We start from the raw sequence: 20,297 nt of genomic DNA, 5'->3' as shown, positions 1-20,297 counted from the left end.
CGACCGGGGGCTACCGTCGGGGCATGAGCACCGTCCAGGCCAGCACCACCATCGCGGCCCCGGCCGAGGCGATCTTCGCGATCCTCGCGGACCCGCGGCAGCACCCGCTGATCGACGGCTCCGGCACCGTCCTGGCCTCGATCTCGGGTCCCGAACGGTTGAGCCTGGGCGCTCGCTTCGGGATGGACATGCACCGCGGGGTGCCCTACCGGATCCGCAACCGGGTGGTGGAGTTCGAGGAGGGCCGGCTGATCGCGTGGCGCCACGTCGGGCTGCACCGCTGGCGCTACGAGCTCGAGCCCGTCGAGGGCGGCACCCGCGTCACCGAGACCTGGGACGACAGCCGCTACCCCGCGGCCGGACGGCTGGCGTTCCGGCTGCTGGGCTACCCGGAGAAGAACCAGCGCGCCATCGAGGAGACCCTGGTCAAGCTCGGCGCCGCGGCGACGCGCGCCTGACCCGGCCCGTCGAGGCCCGCACCACGAGCTGCGTCGGCAGCACCCGCGCGGCCGGATGCTCGATCCGCGCGTGTGCCTGCTGCACCAGCGCCTCGATCGCGCGGGCTCCGGCGTCCTCGGTGCGCTCGGCGAGCGTCGTGAGGGCGGGGTTGCAGAAGTCGGCGCCGAAGATGTCGTCGAAGCCCACCACGCTCACCTGGCCGGGCACGTCGACGCCCCGCTCCGCGAGCCGCCGCATCACTCCGATCGCCAGCATGTCGTTGTGCGCCACGACGGCGGTGGCCTCGGAGGCGAGCACCGCGTCGGCGGCCGCCGGACCGCCGGCCAGGGTCGGCGCGTAGGGGCCGAAGCGGGTCGCGACCATGCCGTGGGCCTCCGCCGCAGCCCGCAGTCCCGACCAGCGACAGGCGCCGGACCAGGACTCCGGCGGTCCGCCGAGGAAGACGAAGCCCCGGTGGCCCAGGCTCGCGAGGTGGTCGACGATCTGGCGGGTGCCGGTGTCGTAGTCGGCCACGATGCACGCGACGCCCGGCGTGGCCCGGTTGATCAGCGCGATCGGGCAGAGCTCAGCGGCCCGGCGCAGCTCGTCGTCCGGCAGCCGTGAGGCGCTCAGCACGAAGCCGTCCACGGCCGGGCCGAGGCGTCGTACGAGCTGTTCCTCGGTGGCCGGGTTCTCCTGGGTGTCACCCAGCACCAGCGTCAGCCCGGCCGCTGTCGCCGCCCGCTCGGCGCCCTTGATCACGCCGGCGAAGTAGGGATTGGTGATGTCGGGGACGAGCAGGCCGAGCGTGTTGGTGCGGCCGGACTCGAGCGCCCGGGCGGCGGGGTTGGGGGTGTAGCCGAGCTCCTCGGCGACCGCCAGGACGTGCTCGCGCGTCGCGTGGTTGACGCGTCCGGGGCGGGTGAAGGCCCGCGACACCGTGGACGCGGCCACGCCGGCCGCCTCGGCCACGTCGGTGATCGTGGCCCGTCGGCGGGGCTGCCCGGGCGTCATCGCAGGTGCCTCATGGCCCCAGTGTGGCAAATAATGGCAAACGCTTGCCATGTGACGGCGGCCACTCCAACACTCGACGGCATCCCCCCTGGCAGAGCAGGGTGACCATCGAAGGACAGGTGCCATGACCACCACGGACCACCAGCAGGCCGGCCTCGAGCCGACGCGCCGCCGCACACCCGGCAAGGCCGCCCTCGCCGCCTGGAGCGGCAGCGCCCTGGAGTACTACGACCTGGCGATCTACGGCACCGCGGCCGCCCTGGTCTTCCCCAAGGTCTTCTTCCCCGAGGGCAACGACTCCGCCGCCACGATCGCCGCCTTCGCCACCTTCGGCGTCGCGTACGTCGCCCGCCCGATCGGCTCGTTCTTCATGGGCCACGTCGGCGACCGGCTCGGCCGCAAGAAGGTCATGGTCGGCACCCTGCTCCTGATGGGCATCTCGACGTTCCTCGTCGGCTGCCTCCCGACGTACAAGCAGGTCGGGCTGCTCGCCCCGGCGCTGCTGGTGCTGCTCCGCCTGCTCCAGGGCCTCTCCGCCGCGGGCGAGCAGGCCGGCGCCAACTCGATGTCCTTCGAGCACGCGCCCGACGACCGGCGCGGGTTCTTCACCAGCTTCACCCTCAGCGGCACGCAGGGCGGTCAGGTGCTGGCGCCGGCGGTGTTCCTGCCGCTCGCGGCCGTGCTGTCCGAGGACCAGCTGCTCGCCTGGGGGTGGCGGATCCCCTTCTGGGTCAGCGCGATCGTGGTCTTCGCCGGCCTCAAGATCCGCCGCAGCCTGGACGAGACCCCCGAGTTCGAGGCCCAGTCCGCGACCGACCAGCGGTCCGACATCACCACCGCCGCGTCGCACACGCCGCTCGGGCTGCTCTTCCGCCACCACTGGCGCGGCGTGCTGCGGGTCTTCTTCGCGGCCTTCATCGCGATGGTCAACACGACCTTCCAGGTCTTTGCGCTGAACTTCGCCACCTCCGACGACTACGGCGTCGGCATCAGCTCCACCGCCATGCTCTGGCTCGCGATCGTCGCCAACCTCGTCGCGATCGGCACCATCCCCTTCTGGGCGCGGCTCTCGGACCGGATCGGGCGCAAGCCGGTCTTCGTCACCGGCCTCATCGGCACGGCCGTCCTGGTCACGGCCTTCCTCGGCGCGATCTCGACCGGGAACACCCCGCTGGTCTTCGTGCTCGGTGTCGCGCTGGCCGGCGTCGTCTACTCGATGCCCAACGCGGTCTGGCCCGCCACCTACGCGGAGTACTTCCCCACCAGCGTCCGCCTGTCCGGCATGGCCGTGGGCACGCAGTTCGGCTTCGCCCTGGCCGGCTTCACCCCGACCATCGCCGGCTGGATCATGGCCGGCGAGGCCGGCAACTGGTGGAAGGTCGCGGCGTTCGCCGCAGGCGCCTGCGTCGTCTCGGCGATCGCGGTCCTGTCCGGGCCGAACAACACACACCGGGTCGCGACCCGCGACATCGGCCGGCGTACCGCGCCCGTCGACGCCCGCGTCGCCGTCCCGGCGGTCTGACCCGGTCACCGGTCGTCGTCATGGGCACGATCACGGTCCTCAACGGACCCAACCTCAACCTGCTCGGCACCCGCGAGCCCGCCCTCTACGGCACCGCCACGCTGGCCGACGTCGAGGAGCTCTGCCACCGCACCGCGGCCGGGCTGGGCCACCGGGTGGACTTCCACCAGACCAACCACGAGGGCGTCCTGGTCGACCAGGTCCAGGCCGCCCGGGGGTCGGCCGGCGTCGTCGTCAACGCCGCCGGGCTGACCCACACCTCGATCGCCCTGCGGGACGCCCTCGCGACGGTCCCCGGGCCGGTCGTCGAGGTGCACCTCACCAACATCCACGCGCGCGAGCCGTTCCGGCACACGTCGTACGTCTCGGGCGTCGCCGACGCCGTCATCGCCGGCTGCGGGCCGGACGGCTATGCCTACGCCGTCCGCCACGTCGCCGCCCTCTGCTCCTCCCTCTGCTCCGAAAGGCAGCTCCATGACCTCGCCCGCGCCTGAGCGGCACAGCTACCTCCTCGGCCTCGTCGGCCAGGGCATCGGCGCCTCACTGACCCCGGCGATGCAGGAGCGGGAGGGCCGCGAGAGCGGCCTGCACCTGAGCTACCGGCTGCTCGACGCCGACCGGATGGGCTTCGGCGTCGAGGACCTGCCCGACCTGCTGAGCTGGGCGCGACGGCTCGGCTTCGACGGCCTCAACGTCACGCACCCCTTCAAGCAGGCGGTCGTGCCGCTGCTCGACGAGCTGTCCGACGACGCGGCCGACCTCGGCGCCGTCAACACCGTGGTGTTCCGAGACGGCCGCATGCTCGGACGCAACACCGACTGGTCCGGCTACGGCCGGGCGTTCCGCCAGGTGCTGCCCGACCGGGTCGAGGACCGGGCCGTCCTGGTCGGCGCCGGCGGCGCGGGCGTGGCGGTCGGCTACGGGCTGCTCGAGCAGGGGGCCGAGCACGTTGCCGTCCTGGACAGCGACCCGGAGCGCGCCGACGCGTGCGCCGTACGCCTCGCGAAGCGGTTCGGCGACGAGCGGGTCACCGCGGTCCGCGACCTCGAGCGGGCGCTCGCCGATGCGCAGGGCCTGGTCAACGCGACGCCGATCGGGATGCTCGGACACCCCGGCATGGCCGTGCCGGGGCGGCTCGTCCACGACGGCCTTTGGGTCTCCGACGTCGTCTACTTCCCCCTCGAGACCGAGCTCGTCCGGCTGGCCCGCGAGCGGGGCTGCCGGGTCGTGCCCGGCGGCGGGATGGCGGTGCACCAGGCGGTGGGGGCGTTCGAGTACTTCACCGGCCGAGTGCCCGACGCCGAGCGGATCGCCCGGCACTTCGCCGAGCTGACGGGCACGGCCGCCTGATGCGCCGGGGCATCGCGACGGTCTCGCTGAGCGGGAGGCTGGAGGACAAGCTGGCGGCGGCCGCGGCCGCCGGCTTCGACGGGATCGAGGTCTTCGACAACGACCTGATCGCCTCCGCGCTGAGCCCTCGCGAGGTCGCCGCCCGCTGCGCCGACCTGGGGTTGGCCATCGACCTGTTCCAGCCGGTGCGCGACGTCGCGGGCATCGACCCCGCGACGTACGACGCGGCGCTGCACCGCTTCCGCACCAAGCTCGGCGTGATGGCCGGGCTCGGCACCTCGACCGTGCTGGTCTGCTCGACCGTGCTGCCGGGTGCGCCGGCCGACCCGGACCTGCTGGCGTCGCAGCTGCACGGACTCGGCGTCCTGGCCGCCGAGCACGGCGTGACGATCGCCTTCGAGGCGCTTGCCTGGGGGCGTCACGTCCACCGGGTCGGCCAGTCGTGGGACGCGGTCGTGGCGGCGGACCACCCGGCGGTGACGCTGGCGGTCGACACCTTCCACATGCTCGCGCGCGGCGACGACGGATCGGCGCTGGCCGGGATCCCGGGCGACCGCATCGGCTTCCTCCAGGTCGCGGACGCGCCGCTGCTCGACATGGACGTGCTCGAGTGGAGCCGGCACTTCCGCTGCTTCCCCGGGCAGGGCACGCTCGACGTCACCGGCGTCGTGGCGGCCACGCTCGCCGCCGGCTACGACGGCCCGCTGTCGCTCGAGGTGTTCAGCGACGTGGTCCGCGAGACGGACCCCGTCGAGACCGCCCGCGACGCGATGCGGTCGCTGCTCTTCCTCGAGGACCAGGTCAGCGGTGAGCTGGCAACCGAACCCGCGGCCAACATGGTTGCTGCCGCACCGCCGCCCGCGCCGCGGGTCGACGCCGCCTTCCTCGAGATGGCCTCGGCCTCGCCGATCGTGCCGAACCTGCTCACGGGCCTCGGTTTCGTGATCGCAGGCCGGCACCGCAGCAAGCCGGTGACCTGGTGGCGCCACGGCGACGCGCACGTGGTCGTCAACGAGTCGGGATCCCAGCCGGCCGGCACCTGCGCACTCGGCCTCGTCGCCCCGCCGGTCGAGGCCGTGGGCGCCCGCGCCAAGGCGCTGCTGTGGCCCGAGGTCGACCGGACCCGCGGCACGGGCGAGGCGCTGCTCCCCGGCATCACGTCCCCATCGGGGCTGCACGTCTTCGTCAGCGCGGCGGCCGGGGAGGACGACTGGCAGCACGACTTCGAGCCCACGGGTGCCGCCCCTGACGGTTGGCGCGGCATCGACCACGTCGGGATCGGCGTACCCGCCACCCAGCTCAACGAGGAGATCGGCTTCCTGCGCACCGTCCTCGACCTCACGCCGGGGGCCGTCGAGGAGTTCATGGAGCCGCAGGGCCGGCTGCGCAGCCGGGCGCTGCGGCCGGCCGAGGGCGACCTGCGGGTCGTGCTGAACGTCGAGGACGTGCGGGCGGGATCGGCGCCGAGACTGGGCGTCACGCAGGTGGCGTTCGGGTGTGACGACGTCGCCGCCGGCGTACGGGCGCTGCGGTCCAACGGCGTGCCGATGATGCGGGTGCCGGACAACTACTACGTCGACCTCGACGCCCGCTTCGCCCTGGCGCCGGAGCTGCTCGCGTCGCTGCGCGAGCACGGCCTGCTCTATGACCGCGACGCGCACGGCGGCGAGCTGCTCCACGCCTACACGGCGTGGCTGGAGACCGGCTTCTACGTCGAACTGCTCGAGCGGCGGGGTGGGTACGACGGCTACGGATCGGCCAACACGCACGTGCGGCTGGCGGCGCAGGGCTGAGGCTCACTCCCGCCTGGGTCTGCTGCGGATCCACTGGGTTGCCGGTCGGCCACGCTTGGGTGGTGGGAGGAACTCGGGTCTGCCGTCGTGGGGGTTGAGCCGGACCTGCCAGGGGGTGTGGTGGATGACCCGGTGGTGGTGGCCGCAGAGCAGCACGAGGTTCGCGAGCTTCGTGGGGCCGTGGTCGGCCCAGTGCACGATGTGGTGGGCGTGGCACATCACCGGCGGGCGGGTGCAGCCCGGGAACGCGCACTGCCGGTCCCGGCAGACCAGGGCCTTCCAGATCGCCGGGGTGACCAGACGGCAGGTCCGCCCCACGTCGAGGACCTCACCCTGCCCGCCCAGCGCGACCGGGATGATCTCGGCGTCGCAGGCCAACCGCCGGACCACCGACGGTGCGAGCTCGAGGCCGTCCTCGGTGGTCCCGGCACCACAGGTGCCGAGGGTGGCCCAGTCGATCCGGCCACGCAGCACGTCCAGGCTGGTGGTGACCGCGACCCGGGGCCGGGCGCCGTGGCACTCCGGCGGCAGATCCGTGTCCAGTGCGTGCTGGGCGATGGCCACGAGGGCGTCCCACATCCGGGCGCCGTGGTCGCGGGGATCCCGGCCCTCCTCACACGTCTCGGGATCCATCCCTGTGTCCATGGCCGGGGCCGGGGTGGTCAACGGCAGCAGCGCCGCCCTGAGCACCGCCGCGTCCTCCACGGTGCCGCGGCCCTTGAGCCGGACCCCGCCCGCGCCGTCCTCGGTGATCGCCAGGAACCGGCCCAGGTGCGCGGCCCGGTCGTCGCGGTCAAGCGCCCGCTCCGCCTCACGCTCGGCCCGCTCGGGGTCGGCAACCTCGACCAGGTGCCGCGCGGCCCTCGCCAGGTCGGCGGCGTTGAGCCGCCCCGCCTCCTCCAGCAGCACCGCCTCGCCCCGGGCCCGCACCGTCTCCGCGGCCGGGAGCTTGTCCACCGCGTCGAGGACCACCCCGACCTGCTCCGGCGACACCGCCCCCTGCGCCAGTGCCGCCCGGGTCGCGGGGCGGTCGGCCAGCGCGACCGCGTGCCGGACCATCCGGTGGCCCTCACGTCGGGACAGCCCCGCCAGGTGGGTGAACCAGTCGGCCGTCGACCCCCAGCCCAGCTCGGTCTTCGCGACCTGGCGGGCGTCGATCTCGGCCAGCACCGCCAGCTCCACCGCCGCCAGCTGCGACCGAACCGTCTCCAGCTCCTCCAGCGTCCCGACCAGCTCGTGCGACCCCCGCGCCGCCCACAACACCTCGCCCAGCGAGGCCAGCAGCCCGCCCGCGTCCGCGACCACACCCGCAGGTGAGGTGAGGGAAGGCATCGGCTGCTCCATGACCTGACTCAACCAGAGCCCACCGACAGTCCCGGCCCGTTGACCTGCGGATATTCCACCATGCGAGACAGTATTCGAAACTTTCTTCGCACGGATCACGCTCCGGGCGCCCGCGCATGCGGGCGGCGCGGGCGGAGCCCGTGCCGGCAGCGCGCCGCCCAGCCGACCGTCCGGGTCCCGGGGTCAAGGACGGCCGAAGGCCGCCGCGCAGCGGCCGGAGCGAAGCGGAGGTCCTGGACGCCGGGAGACGGTCGGCTACGCGCGCGGGCGCCCCAGCCACCGACCTGAGGAACCGTGCGGCACGAGGCCGATTCCCGGCTCACAGGGTTTCGAGGCTCGTCGCTGGCGCTCCTCGCACCTCAACCAGCGGCGGTCGGCACCACGCAGCTCGCGCTCACCGGCGCGCCCTCGCAGCACGGCCGGATGTAGCCGCAGCGGTCGCACCGCGAGTGGGAGGTCTCCCACCGCATCGTCGCGCCGCAGTTGTCGCAGTCCATGTCACCCACGGCCCCGATGATTCCACCCGGCGCGGACGGCGACGGGGCGCCACACCGGCTCAGGCGGAAGCACGCCGCCCGAACAGCCACCAGCAGATCCCGGCCCACGGCGAGAGCAGCACGATCGCGACGGCCCAGCCGAGCCGGCCGCGGTGCAGGGCCTGGCCCAGCGGCAGGATCAGGAGGAAGACCAGCGGCACCACCAGCAGGAGCAGGAAGGGCCCGTCCGGCACCAGGAAGTTGGTCTCGAGAGCGCGCACCGGTCGATGATCCCCGACCGCCGACACGAGCGCGTCAGTGGGCCTCGCCGAGGTCCTCGTGCTCCCGGTGACTCACCGGCTCGACCTGGAACGTCGCGTGCCGGACGTCGAACACCTCGGCGGTGCAGTGGCAGAGCCGGTCCAGGATGGCGCCGACCCCGTGCTCGTCGAGGGCCGCGTCGGTGACGGTCACGTGGGCCGACAGGCTGGGCATGCCGCTGGTGATCGTCCAGGCGTGCAGGTCGTGGACGTCGACGACGCCGGGGACCTCGAGCAGGTGTCGGCGTACGTCGGCGAGGTCGAGCCCGGCCGGGGCGATCTCGAGGAGCACCGACGTGGACTCCCGCAGCAGCCCCACCGAGCGCGGCAGGATCAGCACCGCGATGAACAGCGAGGCGAGCGGGTCGGCGCGCTGGAAGCCGGTGAACCAGATGACCGCGCCCGCGGCCAGCACCAGCGCCGACCCGACGAGGTCGGCGAGGACCTCGGTGGCCGCGCCGCGCAGGTTGAGCGAGCCGGTGGTCGACCCGGCGAGGATCGACATCGCGACGCCGTTGGCGACCAGGCCGACCGCCGCGAAGGCCATCATCGGCCCGGCGCGAACGGTCTGGGGGTCGACGAGGCGGGCCACGCCGGCGTACGCGAGGTAGCCGCAGACCCCCAGCAGGACCAGGGCGTTGAGCTGCGCGGCGATGATCTCGGCGCGGTGGTAGCCGAACGTCGAGCGCGGCCCGCCCGGCAGCGTCGCCACCAGCGAGGCGCCCAGCGCGAGCACGATGGCGGCAGCGTCGGTGGCCAGGTGGCCGGCGTCGGCGAGCAGCGCCAGCGAGCCGGCGACCCAGGCGCCCACGAGCTCGACGACGAGCACGGCGAGGGTGATCCCGAGGACCAGGCGCAGCCGCCCGCGGTCCTCGGCGCGACCGGCGACGTGCCCCGAGCCGTGAGCATGGTCGTGGCCGGCGCCCATCGACGTACCCCCCTCATCCGCCCGTTGGTCACACCATTGTCTCGACTCGGCGATTCGCGCGACAGCCCGCCCGTCTCGGGTGATCCTTCTGCCCTCGGCATCAGCACAGCAACACTGGGGACGGCAGCACATGCAGTGGGGGAACGGGGCCGTTCCGGCCCGTCGTGCACTTCTGGCGACGACGATCATCATCATCCTGGCGGCGCTCCTGGCGACCGGACTGGAGTCCGGCGCGAGCGCGCGACCCTCGACCGAACGCCCGCTGCGCGCCCACCCGCTGCTGCACCAGCGCGGCTTCGCCGACCCGTCGGTGACGCCGTACGGCGGCGGGTACGTCGCCGTGTCGACCGGCCGGGGCGCGCCGCGCGCGACCGCCACCAGCCCGACCGGCCCGTGGACGATGCGGCGCCGCGCGATGCTGAAGCTGCCCCGCTGGAGCGTGTCCCAGGAGATCTGGGCCTCCGACATGGTCAAGGTCCGGCACCGCTGGCTGCTCTACTACTCCGCCCCGGTGCACGGCCTCGGCCGCGGCGCCCGCTGCATCGGCGTGGCCACCTCGCACACCGCGCTCGGCACGTTCCGCTCCGTCGGCCGACGTCCGCTCGTCTGCCCGCGCGGCGCCGACGCCCCGCGGGCCTGGGACCAGCTGCGGCACCGCGGCCGGCACATGCCGCACTCCGGCGTCATCGACCCCTCCGGGTTCCGCGGCGCCGGCGGCAGCCGCTACCTGCTCTACAAGACCCAGGGCTACCCCTCGAGCATCCGGATCGTGCGCCTGACCAGCCGGGGCGCCCGCGTGGCCCGCCACGCGCACAGCCGCCAGCTGGTCCGCGCCCGCGGTATCATCGAGAACCCGGTGCTGGTCCGCCGCCACCACCACTTCGTGCTGTTCACGTCCGAGGGCTTCTACGGCGGCTGCCACTACCGGACCACCTGGCGCCGGTCGCACCGCCTGCTCCACTGGAGCCACCGCCGCCCGCACCTGCTCCTGCGGCGTTCGCGGATGGGCGTCTGCGGCCCCGGCGGCGCCGACGTCGTCACCCGCAAGCACGAGCTGCCGCTGGTGTTCTTCCACGGCTGGACGTGTTGGGGCCACCTGCCGTGCCCGCCGTCGTTCCACATCAACCGGTCGCGTGGCATGCACCCCCAGCGGTCGCTCTACGCCGCGCACCTGCGCTGGACGCGGCGCGGCACCCCGAAGGTCCGCGGCTTCCTGCACCCCCGCTGAGGACTACGGACTGTCCGGGCGGTCGGCCAGCGACGCCACGAAGTCGAGCTTGTCGAGCACCGGCGCCGGGATCACGAACGGGTAGAGGTCGTCCTTGCCCATGCTGCGGTTGATCATGTTCAGCGCGATCGACAGCGGCACCCAGATGCCGACGACGAGGTCGCGGAACGACGAGAACAGCGCGGGCGAGGACACCGCGGTCAGGCCGTACTCGCCGGCGGTCTCGATGGTGTCGCAGATGTGCAGGTAGTGCGCCCAGGTCTCGGCGAAGTCCTCGAAGGGGTGCATCGTCGCGTACGTCGAGATGTGCGACTGCTCCCAGCCGTCGGGCGGGCCCTGCTCGTAGTGCCGCTGGAGCTCGGCCGCGTAGTCGATCGACTCGTCGCCGAACAGCTCCCGGCAGCGGCTGAACCGCTCATCGCCGCGGACCAGCTGCCACTCGTAGTAGTGCCCGACCTCGTGCCGGAAGTGGCCGAGCATCGTCCGGTAGGGCTCGGCCAGCTGGGCGCGGATCTTCTCGCGGTAGGCGTCGTCGGACTCGGCGAGGTCGATGGTGACCACGCCGTTCTCGTGGCCGATCGTCACGTCCTCGCCGTTGCTGGAGGAGAGCAGGTCGAAGGCGAGGCCGTTCACCTCGTCGCCGCCGGTCGCGGGGTCCTTGCCGACCACCGGGAAGCCGAGCCCGTCGAGCTCGAAGACCAGGTGCCGCTTGGCCTGCTCGGCCAGCGGGTAGTTGGCCAGCCCCTCCAGGTCGTGGTCGCTGGGCCGGGTCCGGGTCAGGCCGCACGCGAAGCAGGACGCGCCCTCCACCGGCGCCAGCCAGGTGCAGCCGCTGAGGTTCAGGTTGGCGCAGACGTGCCAGACCAGCCCGGCGGGATCGACGTACCGGCCGGTGTCGTCGAGCGGCACGATCGCGCGCTCGGAGCGCGAGAAGCCGAGCGCGGTGCCGCAGGAGACGCAGACGGAGTTCTCGAAGTGCAGCGGGTTGTCGCAGACCCGGCAGCGGAAGGCCTTCACGCCCCGAAGACTGACAGAGGACCGGTGCCGCGGCCACACCTTCGAGACACTCGCCCGCACGGCCGCCTGCTCACCCCGGCGGGGTCCTATGATCGCGAACTGACATCCATTCAATACGGGGGCGTATCGAGCAGGGGTCTCGGATGAAGGGCATCATCTTCAATCTGTTCGAGGAGCTCGTGGTCGGCCGGGGCGGCGAGCGCGTGTGGGACCAGCTCCTCACCGACGCGGACCTCACCGGCGGCTACACGTCGCTCGGCACCTACCGCGACGACGAGCTCGCCACGCTGGTGGGCGCCTTCGCCGAGGACCAGGACAGCACCGGGGTCGAGGTCCAGCGGGCGTTCGGTCGCCACGCGATCGTCGCGCTGGCCGAGCGGTACCCCCAGTTCTTCGAGCCGCACGCGCACACGGTGGACTTCCTGCTCACCCTCAACGACGTCATCCACACCGAGGTGCGCAAGCTCCACGCCGAGGCGAACCCGCCCACCTTCGAGTTCGAACGGTCCGGGCCCTCGACGCTCCGGATCGGCTACGGCTCGGACCGCCGGATGTGCGCGTTCGCCGAGGGCATGATCGCCGGAGCGACCGAGCACTTCGGCGAGGACGTCTCCATCACCCAGCCCCGCTGCCAGCAGGACGGCGCGGCCGACTGCGTGCTGGTGTGTGAGTTCCGGGCCCGTGCGTGACCAGCGAGGCCGATGAGGAAATCGCCCTCCTCCGGCGGCAGCTGGAGCGGGAGCGCCGCGCGCGCACGACGGCCGAGACGGTGGGCGAGCAGTCGACCGCCCAGCTGTACGACGCCGTGGTGCAGCTCCAGCAGGCCGAGGCCGAGCTGCGCGCCAGGGCCGAGCAGCAGGCGCAGCTGCGGCTCGTGGCCGGCCTGGTGCGTCAGGACCTCGACCCCCAGGCCGTGCTCCGCCGCGCCGTGACCGCGATCGGCCCCGTCGTCCAGGCCGACCGCTGCGTCATCCGGCTTGCCGACGGCGTGAGCATCGGCTCGGTGGTCGAGCAGTGGTCGCTGCCGGGTTGCCACCTGGCCGCGGGGCTCGAGGTACCGCCGGCGTTCGCCGGGCTGTGTCTCGAGACCGCCCATCGGCGCGAGACGCTGAGCATCGACGACGTCACGGCCGACCCGCGGATCGGCCCCGAGAACACGGCGCACCTCGTCGACGTGATGGGCATCGGCTCCTACCTCGGCGCGCCGATGTGGGTCGCTGGCAAGCTCGTGGGCTGGCTGGCCCTGCACGCCGTCCGGACGTCCCGGCCCTGGAGCCCGGACCGGCGGGCCCTGGTCGAGCAGCTCGCGAGCGACCTGGGCTCGGCCCTGTCACAGGCGCAGGCCTACCGGCACATGACCGAGGCGGTGGAGCACCTCGAGGAGGCCAACCGGGTCAAGTCCGAGCTGGTCTCGACCGTCTCCCACGAGCTGCGCACCCCTCTCGCCAGCATCAACGGCTACCTGGAGGTCCTCGCCGACGAGGACCTGGGCGCCATCACGGACCGCCAACGACGCGTCATCGAGGTCATCAGCCGCAACGGCGACCGGCTGGCGAGCCTCGTCGAGAACCTGCTGACCCTGGCCCGCTCCGACTCCGGCGAGACCGGGATCGACCACACGCTCCTCGATCTGGTCGAGGTGGTCCGTGAGAGCCACCGCGTCCTCGAGCCGGCGGCCCAGGCGGGGCAGGTGTCCGTGCGCGTCGTGGAGTCCGCTCCGAGCCCGGTGCGCGGCAGCCGGGACGAGCTCGAGCGCCTCGTGATCAACCTGGTGTCCAACGCCATCAAGTTCACCCCCGCCGGCGGCGAGGTCAGCCTGCAGCTGACGACCACCGAGGACCACGTCACGCTCACCGTCGCCGACACCGGGGTCGGGATCGCCGCCGAGGACGTACCGCTGGTCTTCGACCGCTTCTATCGAGCGCAGAGCGCGACCACCAACGCCGTCCAGGGCACCGGCCTCGGCCTGGCCGTGGTCCGGACCATCGTCGACCACCACGCCGGGCACATCGAGCTGACCTCGGAGCCGGACGCCGGAACCCGGGTCCGGGTGCGGCTGCCGCGCGCGGTGCCCGCCGGGGCGGCGTCAGCCTGATTCAGTACGGCGCCACGTCGACCGCGACCTGCAGCGTCGAGCGCTTGGCCTCGGTGAAGATGACGCCCTTGACCGGGACGACGTCGGCGTAGTCGCGGCCCCAGGCGACGGTGACGTAGCGGTCGTCGGCGCGGCTGTCGTTGGTCGGGTCGAGCGCGAGCCACTCGTCGTCGCCGACCCAGACCGCGACCCAGGCGTGCGAGGCGTCGGCGCCGACGAGCCGCTCCTGCCCGGGCGGGGGCGTGGTCGCGAGGTAGCCGCTGACGTAACGGGCGGCCATCCCGAGTGAGCGGACGCAGGCCAGCGTCAGGTGCGCGAAGTCCTGGCAGACCCCGGCCCGCTTCTCGAGGATCTCCTCGATCGTGGACGTCACGGTCGTGGCGGTCTTGTCGTAGGCGAAGTCGGCGTGGATCCGGCGCACCAGGTCGGTCACCGCCTCCCCCACCGGCCGGCCGTCGGAGAAGGACGCGGCGGCATAGGCGGCCGCCTCGGGGTGGTGCGGTGCCTGCCCCGAGGCGAGCGCGAAGTCGGTGGCGGCGACGGCGCCGGGCGTGGCGGGGTGGAGCAGCGGGCGCAGGGCGGTCCACGGCCGCGCCAGCAGCCCCGCGTCGTACGACGGGGACGACACCTCGACCTCGCTCGTCGCGTGGACCTCGAGGACCGTGTGGGCCTCGGTCACCTGGAAGTAGGTCGCGGTGTTGCCGTAGTAGTCGCGGTCCCAGGACATGTCGCCGGGCACCGGGGCCACCTCGACGCGGGCCTCCCCCACCTCCTGCCACGGCAGCACCCGCGGGAGCAGGTGGGCGATGCCGAGGCTGTCGGTGACAGGCTCGTCGTAGGTGTAGGTGGTGGCGTGGCTGACGCGGTACCTCACGGCGCCACCCCCGACGGCTCGGAGCCGAGGAACAGCGTCGAGTCGAACGTCCGCGGGGCGGGACCGCTGGCGAAGTGCAGGTCCGCGACCGCGTCGGAGAGCCGGGCGAGCTGGGCGAGGTGCCCGTCGAGGAAGGCCTCGAGGTTGGGCCGGCCGACGCCGCCGATCGCGACGAGCTCGGCCACCGAGGCGTCGCGCAGCTGGCCGGTGAGGTCGTCGAGGAGCCGCTCGGGCCGCGACGAGCCGGTCGAGCCGGGCATCGCGGCGAGGTGGGTCGCGGCCTCGCCGAGGCAGAACGCGAGCGACCGCGGGTTGTCGGGGTCGGTCAGCAGCAGGTCGAGGACGCTGGCGGCACGGACGTAGCCGCGGTAGCGGCGCCGGTGCGTGACCGCCGACTCCGACGCCGCCAGCACCGCGTTGAGCACGTCGCGGTCGACGTCGATGCCGCGCCGCAGCGTGGCCGTGGCGCGCAGCAGGTGGCAGAGCTGGATCGCCCGCTCGAGGGCGCGGCCCAGGCCGATGGTGTGCCAGCCGGCGTCGCGGATCATGCTCGCGGTGACGCCCTGCAGCGACAGGATCCCGGTGAGCATCCGGCCCGCGGACTCGGCGACCTGGTGGCTGTGCGTGGAGCCGACCAGCACGTCGTGGGCGCGCTCCACGACGCCGAACGCCCGCCAGGTGTCGGGCGAGAGCTGGTCGCGGACCCCCATCGCGGCCTCGCGCAGCCCGGCGATCGCGTGCGCCGCGGAGCCGGACCGGTGCGGGTCGAGCAGCAGCGAGCGGAACTCCTGGTCGAGGTCGTCGGGCTCGAAGCGGGTGCCGGCCAGCCGCGTCACCGCCTGCATCAGCACCGCCAGGCTCTCGCCGCCGGCGGAGTGCGGCCGGGCGCGGAAGTCGTCGGCCAGCGCGTGTGCGGCCATCACCAGCCGCAGCATGTCCTCGCCGCGCTCGGCGTAGCGGCCCAGCCAGAACATGTCCTCCAGGACGCGCGGCACGAACGGCGAGACCGACCGCACCCGCGTCAGCGGCAGCACGTCGGCGAGCCCCTGGTCCGGCGCGTCGGGCTCGGCCTTGAGGACCCACACGTCCTTGGACGCCGCGGTCCGCTCCCCCTCGTAGACGTTGGCCAGGCCGCCGACGAGCGGGCGGTAGGCCGACCCGTAGCGCAGCGTGAACGCCCGCAGGGTCAGTGCCTGCGGGCGCACCGACCCGAACCGCAGCGTCGGCGCCTGCGACAGGGCGGCCCGCTCCTGGCCGACGTAGCGGTGCGGCGCGCCCAGGATCCGGGCCCGCACCTCGTCCCGCCCCAGCGCGGCCAGGTCCTCGGGCTTGCCGTCCAAGGTGCGCACGACCAGCCCGTCGAGGTGGTCCAGGACGTGGTCGAGCCCCGCCGGGTCGCCGCACCACCAGGTGCGGACCGACGGCAGCCGCAGCGGCTCACCGAGCAGCTCCTCGCACAGCGCGGGCAGGTAGGGCAGCAGGCCGGGGTTCTCCAGGACCCCGGAGCCGAGGCCGTTGACGACACGGACCGTGCCGCGGCGTACGGCCTCGGCCAGCCCGGCGACGCCGAGCTGGGAGTCGCCGCGCAGCTCGAGCGGGTCGGACCAGGCGGCGTCGACGCGGCGCAGGATGACGTGCACGCGCTCGAGCCGACCTGGCCCCTTGAGGTAGATGGACCCGTCGCGCATGAGCAGGTCGCTGCCTTGCACGAGCGGGAAGCCGAGCGTGGTGGCCAGGAACGCCTGGTCGTACGCCGTCTCGCTGGCCGTGCCGGGCGACAGCACGACCACGCGCGGGTCCCCGGGCTCGCCCGGCGCGGACTGGATCAGGGCCGAGCGCAGCGCCGAGAAGTAGGGCTCCATCCGATGGGTCCCGGCCTCGCGGTAGAGCTCGGGCATCACCCGCGAGACCACCCGCCGGTTCTCCATCGCGTAGCCCAGCCCCGAGGGCGCCTGCGCCCGGTCGGCCAGCACCGTCCACTCGCCGGCGGCGTTGCGGCCCAGGTCGGTGGCGGAAAGGACGAGCGGCCGCGGGTCGGTGGCCGAGGCGCGGGCCAGGCCGCGGACGAAGCCGCCGTGGCCCAGCACCACCGGCGCCGGCAGCAGGCCGGAGGCGAGCAGCCGCTGCTCCCCGTAGACATCGGAGAGCACGGCGTTGAGCAGCTCGGCGCGCTGGGCGAGGCCGACCTCGAGCGGGGTCCAGTCGGCGGCGTCGAGGACGAGCGGGACCGGGTCGAGCCGCCACGGCCCGAGGCCCTCGCCGGGCCGGGCGTAGGTGACTCCGTCGTCGGCGAGGAACCGCTTGATCTCCTCGTCCACGCGCATCAGGTCGTGCGGGGTCAGGGTGACCGCGACCTCCGCCATGCCCTTCCACGCCGGGCGCAGCGTGCCGTCGGGGCCGACCACCTCGTCGTAGCGGGCCCCGCCCTCGTCCTCCCCGGGCAGCGTGGGCTGGGTGACGGCGGCGGAGTAGTCCCGCAGCAGCGTCACGTGCGCCCCGGCCTCGGGGAGCGGGGCGGCACCCGGCGCAGGTCGAGCGTGTGCGGGTACTCCTCCGTGGCCGCCCGTCGGCCTGCCTCGCGCAGCGCGCCGACGTCGATCCGGCCGGCGGTGTGGCCGCGGGCCTCGAAGCGGCTCGCGCGCCGGGCCTCGGCCTCGTTGGCGTTGACCGGCGGGGTGTCGTAGGAGCGGCCGCCCGGGTGCACGACGTGGTACGTCGCCCCGCCGAGCGAGACCGCCGACGCCACGTCGACGACCTCGATATGGAGCGGGGCCTGCACCTCGATGGAGGGGTGCAGCGCCGACCAGGGCTGCCACGCGCGGTAGCGCACGCCGGCGTAGAACTCGCCGACCACGCCGGTGCTCGTCAGGGGCACGGGGACACCTTGGCAGGTCACGAGGTGGCGGTGCGGGTCGAGCCCGCGGACCTTCACCTGGATCCGCTCGACCGAGGAGTCGACGAAGCGGGCGGTGCCGCCGGCGGTCGCCTCCTCGCCCAGGACGTGCCACGGCTCGATGGCGGCCCGCAGCTCGAGCTCCACGCCGTCCACGACGGTCACGCCGACCCGCGGGAACCGGAACTCCGTGAACGGGTCGAGCCACGACGACTCGAAGTCGATCCCGTGCGCGCGCAGGTCGGCCACGACCGCCTCGATGTCGGCGATCGCGCCCTGCGGCAGCAGGAAGTCCTCGTGCAGGGCGGTGCCCCAACGGACCAGCGGCGCGGTGTCGGGCTCCTCCCAGAACATCGCGACCAGGCTGCGCACGAGCAGGGCCTGCAGCAGCGCCATCTGAGGGTGCGGCGGCATCTCGAAGCCGCGCAGCTCCAGCAGCCCGAGCCGGCCGCGGGAGGAGTCGGGGCTGTAGAGCTTGTCGATGCAGAACTCTGCGCGGTGGGTGTTGCCCGTCAGGTCGGTGAGCAGGTGCCGCAGCGCCCGGTCCACCAGCCACGGGCGGGCCTCGCCACCCTCTTCCGTCAGCCGGGCGATCTCGGCGAACGCGATCTCCATCTCGTAGACCGCCTCGGGGCGGCCCTCGTCGAAGCGCGGCGCCTGGCTGGTCGGGCCGATGAAGCGTCCGGAGAAGAGATAGGACAGCGACGGGTGCCGCTGCCAGTAGCGGATCAGGCTGACCAGCACGTCCGGGCGCCGCAGCAGCGGCGAGTCGACGGGCTGGCTGCCGCCGAGGGTCAGGTGGTTGCCGCCGCCGGTGCCGGTGTGCAGCCCGTCGAGGTCGAACTTCTCCGTCGACAGCCGGGCCTCGCGGGCCTGCGCGTAGAGCGTCTCGGTCAGCTCCCGCTGCTCGGCCCAGCTCGACGTCGGCTGCACGTTGACCTCGATGACGCCGGGGTCGGGCGTCACCACGAGCTGGGTCAGTCGCGGGTCCGGCGGCGGGCCGTAGCCCTCCAGCACGACGGGCAGCCGCAGCTTGCGCACGGCCACCTCGACCAGCCGGAGCAGGTCGGCGTAGTCCTCGAGCCGCTCGGTCGGCGGCAGGAAGACGAACACGCTGCCCTCGCGCGCCTCGACCACCAGCGCGGTCGTCGGCACGCCCTCGGGCCCGACCACCGAGACAGTCGGCACCCTCGGCGCCAGCGGCGGACCGGCCTCGAGGTACGACGGCGTGACCGCGGCCTCGGGGTCCTCCCACGCGATCGAGTCGAGCGGCAGCCGCAGGCCCGCCGGCGACGTACCGGGGGTCAGCACGAGGCGACCGCGCCGGAACGACCAGGCCGGGACCGCCCAGTCCTCGCCGGTCACCAGGGGCAGCACCCACGCGACCGCGTCGGTGACCGCGGCGTCGAGGTGGGCGAGGCTGTCGGCGTCGATCCCGTCGTCGGCCGCGGGCCGGTCTCCCGTCGGACGGCGGACCTCGGCGGCGAGCACCGCGAGCGGGTCCTCGTACGCCGCGTGCAGCAGGTGGCCGGGCAGCCCGAGCGTCTGGGTGATCCGCTCCGCGAGCGCCCGCGCGTCAGCGTCGGCGCTTCGTTGGTCGAGCGTCTTTCGTTGGTCGAGCTTGTCGAGACCCGCCCACGGGTCGGCCAGCAGCGCCGGGTCCTGCCACAGCGGCTCCCCGTCGGTGCGCCACTGGAGCCCGATCTGCCAGCGGGGCAGCGGCTCGCCGGGGTACCACTTGCCCTGGCTGCGCTGGACGACCCCGCCCTCGGCGTACACGCGCCGCAGCCGCTCGGCCAGGTCGTTCGCGAGGCGGCGCTTCTCGGGCCCGTCGGCCTCGGAGCTCCACTGGGCGGAGGTCGCGTCGTCGAGGGAGACGAAGGTCGGCTCGCCGCCCATCGTCAGGCGGCAGTCGCCCTCGGCGAGCCGCTTGTCGACGGCCTCACCGAGCGCGTCGATCCGGGCCCACTGCTCGTCGGTGTAGGGCTTGGTGACGCGCGGGTCCTCGTGGACGCGGCGCACCTGGTTGTGGAAGGAGAAGCTGACCTCGACCGGCTCGGTGGCGCCCTCGATGGGCGCGGCGCTGGACGGGTGCGGCGTGGCGGAGAGCGGGATGTGGCCCTCGCCGGCGAACAGCGCGCTGGTCGGGTCCATGCCGACCCAGCCGGCGCCGGGGATGAACACCTCGGCCCACGCGTGCAGGTCGGTGAAGTCGGCCTCGGGGCCGCTGGGGCCGTCGAGCGCCTCGGTGTCGGCGGTGAGCTGGACCAGGTAGCCCGACACGAAGCGCGCGGCCAGGCCGTGCTGCCGCAGCAGGCTGACCAGCAGCCACGCGCTGTCGCGGCAGGAGCCGATCCCGGCGCGCAGCGTCTCGTCGGGGGTCTGGACGCCGGCCTCCATCCGCACGGAGTAGGCGACGTCGCGGTGCACGGCGGTGTTGAGGTCGGCGAGGAACGTGACGGTCGGGGTGCCGTCCTCGGGCAGCGGCGGCAGCCGGTCCTTCCACGCGGCGGCCTCGGCGCTGTCCTCGACCGGGCGGAGGTACGGCGCGAGGTCGGCCGCGAGGGCCGGCTCGTAGGCGAACGGGAAGCGCTCGGCGCTCTCCTCGATGAAGAAGTCGAAGGGGTTGATCACCATCAGGTCGGCCACCAGGCCGACGGTGATGTCGAGGGTCTGGACCGGCTCGGGGAACACCAGCCGGGCCAGCCAGTTGCCGAAGGGGTCCTGCTGCCAGTTGACGAAGTGGTTCTTCGGCGAGACCTCGAGGGAGTAGGCCTCGATCGGCGTGCGGCAGTGCGGCGCGGGCCGCAGCCGGACCACGTGGGGCGCCACCGCGATCGGGCGCGCGAACTCGTAGGTGGTGCGGTGCTCGAGCGCGACCTTGACCGACATGGCCCTAGCCTGCCCGGTCCCCGTTGCTTCGGGGTAACACCGTCTCAAGGCAGCCTCGCGCCCGCTGGTCCAGACTGATCGCAAAGAAGTGTTTGCAAACATCTCTTTGCGGT

Annotated in this window: 17 protein-coding genes; 8 read left to right on the top strand and 9 right to left on the bottom strand. The window is 73.6% G+C overall.

What is annotated here, in order from left to right:
- The first annotated feature begins 23 nt into the window (after positions 1 to 23).
- Positions 24 to 458: an SRPBCC family protein gene (locus tag EJF31_RS11990; RefSeq protein WP_125037256.1), complete on the top strand. Its 435-nt coding sequence runs from the start codon at positions 24 to 26 to the stop codon at positions 456 to 458.
- On the opposite strand, the gene EJF31_RS11985 is transcribed toward EJF31_RS11990, so the two are convergent.
- Entirely contained in the window at positions 427 to 1,452 is a 1,026-nt protein-coding gene (locus EJF31_RS11985; RefSeq protein WP_125037255.1) for a LacI family DNA-binding transcriptional regulator, read from the bottom strand. The two genes, EJF31_RS11990 and EJF31_RS11985, sit on opposite strands and share 32 nt — an antisense overlap.
- 124 nt (positions 1,453 to 1,576) lie before the next feature.
- Here EJF31_RS11985 and EJF31_RS11980 point away from each other — a divergent pair, with 124 nt between their 5' ends.
- From EJF31_RS11980 to EJF31_RS11965, 4 genes are read left to right on the top strand one after another with little or no spacing between them, the layout of a single operon-like run.
- The gene (locus EJF31_RS11980) at positions 1,577 to 2,974 is read left to right on the top strand and encodes an MFS transporter (protein ID WP_125037254.1); all 1,398 of its coding nucleotides are present in this window, start codon (positions 1,577 to 1,579) and stop codon (positions 2,972 to 2,974) included.
- A gap of 20 nt (positions 2,975 to 2,994) precedes the next feature.
- A complete protein-coding gene (locus EJF31_RS11975; protein ID WP_125037253.1) occupies positions 2,995 to 3,468 on the top strand; it encodes a type II 3-dehydroquinate dehydratase in 474 nt (157 codons plus the stop codon).
- Entirely contained in the window at positions 3,449 to 4,324 is an 876-nt protein-coding gene (locus EJF31_RS11970) for a shikimate dehydrogenase (RefSeq protein WP_125037252.1), read from the top strand. The genes EJF31_RS11975 and EJF31_RS11970 overlap by 20 nt, the downstream gene beginning before the upstream one ends.
- Entirely contained in the window at positions 4,324 to 6,117 is a 1,794-nt protein-coding gene (locus EJF31_RS11965) for a sugar phosphate isomerase/epimerase and 4-hydroxyphenylpyruvate domain-containing protein (protein ID WP_125037251.1), read from the top strand. Before EJF31_RS11970 ends, EJF31_RS11965 begins: the two co-directional genes overlap by 1 nt.
- Positions 6,118 to 6,120: 3 nt before the next feature.
- Here EJF31_RS11965 and EJF31_RS11960 read toward each other — a convergent pair whose 3' ends face one another.
- The 4 genes from EJF31_RS11960 to EJF31_RS11950 form a co-directional block, all read right to left on the bottom strand.
- Positions 6,121 to 7,449 carry an HNH endonuclease signature motif containing protein gene (locus EJF31_RS11960; RefSeq protein ID WP_185736222.1) on the bottom strand — a complete coding sequence of 443 codons (1,329 nt, stop codon included), beginning with the start codon at positions 7,447 to 7,449 and terminating at the stop codon, positions 6,121 to 6,123.
- Between the two features lie 371 nt (positions 7,450 to 7,820).
- Positions 7,821 to 7,967 (bottom strand): hypothetical protein, encoded by a 147-nt coding sequence (locus EJF31_RS21860; RefSeq protein ID WP_185736221.1) that lies wholly within the window; start codon positions 7,965 to 7,967, stop codon positions 7,821 to 7,823.
- Between the two features lie 50 nt (positions 7,968 to 8,017).
- On the bottom strand, positions 8,018 to 8,218 hold the full coding sequence (locus EJF31_RS11955) for a hypothetical protein (RefSeq protein WP_125037249.1): 201 nt from the start codon (positions 8,216 to 8,218) through the stop codon (positions 8,018 to 8,020).
- A gap of 34 nt (positions 8,219 to 8,252) precedes the next feature.
- Positions 8,253 to 9,185 carry a cation diffusion facilitator family transporter gene (locus EJF31_RS11950; RefSeq protein WP_125037248.1) on the bottom strand — a complete coding sequence of 311 codons (933 nt, stop codon included), beginning with the start codon at positions 9,183 to 9,185 and terminating at the stop codon, positions 8,253 to 8,255.
- 130 nt (positions 9,186 to 9,315) lie between these two features.
- Here EJF31_RS11950 and EJF31_RS11945 point away from each other — a divergent pair, with 130 nt between their 5' ends.
- Entirely contained in the window at positions 9,316 to 10,413 is a 1,098-nt protein-coding gene (locus EJF31_RS11945) for a family 43 glycosylhydrolase (protein WP_125037247.1), read from the top strand.
- A gap of 3 nt (positions 10,414 to 10,416) precedes the next feature.
- Here EJF31_RS11945 and EJF31_RS11940 read toward each other — a convergent pair whose 3' ends face one another.
- Positions 10,417 to 11,430, bottom strand: a complete 1,014-nt coding sequence (locus EJF31_RS11940; protein WP_125037246.1) for a putative zinc-binding metallopeptidase — start codon at positions 11,428 to 11,430, stop codon at positions 10,417 to 10,419.
- A 143-nt stretch (positions 11,431 to 11,573) separates the two neighbouring features.
- On the opposite strand from EJF31_RS11940, the gene EJF31_RS11935 reads away from it, so the two are divergent.
- On the top strand, positions 11,574 to 12,119 hold the full coding sequence (locus tag EJF31_RS11935; protein WP_125037245.1) for a heme NO-binding domain-containing protein: 546 nt from the start codon (positions 11,574 to 11,576) through the stop codon (positions 12,117 to 12,119).
- A complete protein-coding gene (locus EJF31_RS11930) occupies positions 12,116 to 13,525 on the top strand; it encodes a cell wall metabolism sensor histidine kinase WalK (protein ID WP_125037244.1) in 1,410 nt (469 codons plus the stop codon). The genes EJF31_RS11935 and EJF31_RS11930 overlap by 4 nt, the downstream gene beginning before the upstream one ends.
- A 1-nt stretch (position 13,526) precedes the next feature.
- On the opposite strand, the gene EJF31_RS11925 is transcribed toward EJF31_RS11930, so the two are convergent.
- Genes EJF31_RS11925 through EJF31_RS11915 form a run of 3 tightly spaced genes read right to left on the bottom strand, consistent with a single transcriptional unit; the run spans position 13,527 to position 20,184 of the window.
- Complete coding sequence (locus tag EJF31_RS11925; RefSeq protein ID WP_125037243.1) at positions 13,527 to 14,399, bottom strand: transglutaminase family protein; 873 nt, start codon at positions 14,397 to 14,399, stop codon at positions 13,527 to 13,529.
- Positions 14,396 to 16,888, bottom strand: a complete 2,493-nt coding sequence (locus EJF31_RS11920) for a circularly permuted type 2 ATP-grasp protein (protein WP_125037242.1) — start codon at positions 16,886 to 16,888, stop codon at positions 14,396 to 14,398. The genes EJF31_RS11925 and EJF31_RS11920 overlap by 4 nt, the downstream gene beginning before the upstream one ends.
- Positions 16,885 to 20,184 carry a DUF2126 domain-containing protein gene (locus EJF31_RS11915; protein WP_125037241.1) on the bottom strand — a complete coding sequence of 1,100 codons (3,300 nt, stop codon included), beginning with the start codon at positions 20,182 to 20,184 and terminating at the stop codon, positions 16,885 to 16,887. Before EJF31_RS11915 ends, EJF31_RS11920 begins: the two co-directional genes overlap by 4 nt.
- Between the last annotated feature and the right edge of the window lie 113 nt (positions 20,185 to 20,297).

The organism is Nocardioides sp. LS1, assembly GCF_003865225.1.
GTDB lineage: Bacteria > Actinomycetota > Actinomycetes > Propionibacteriales > Nocardioidaceae > Nocardioides > Nocardioides ginsengisegetis.
This window is presented reverse-complemented; position numbering and strand designations above follow the sequence as displayed.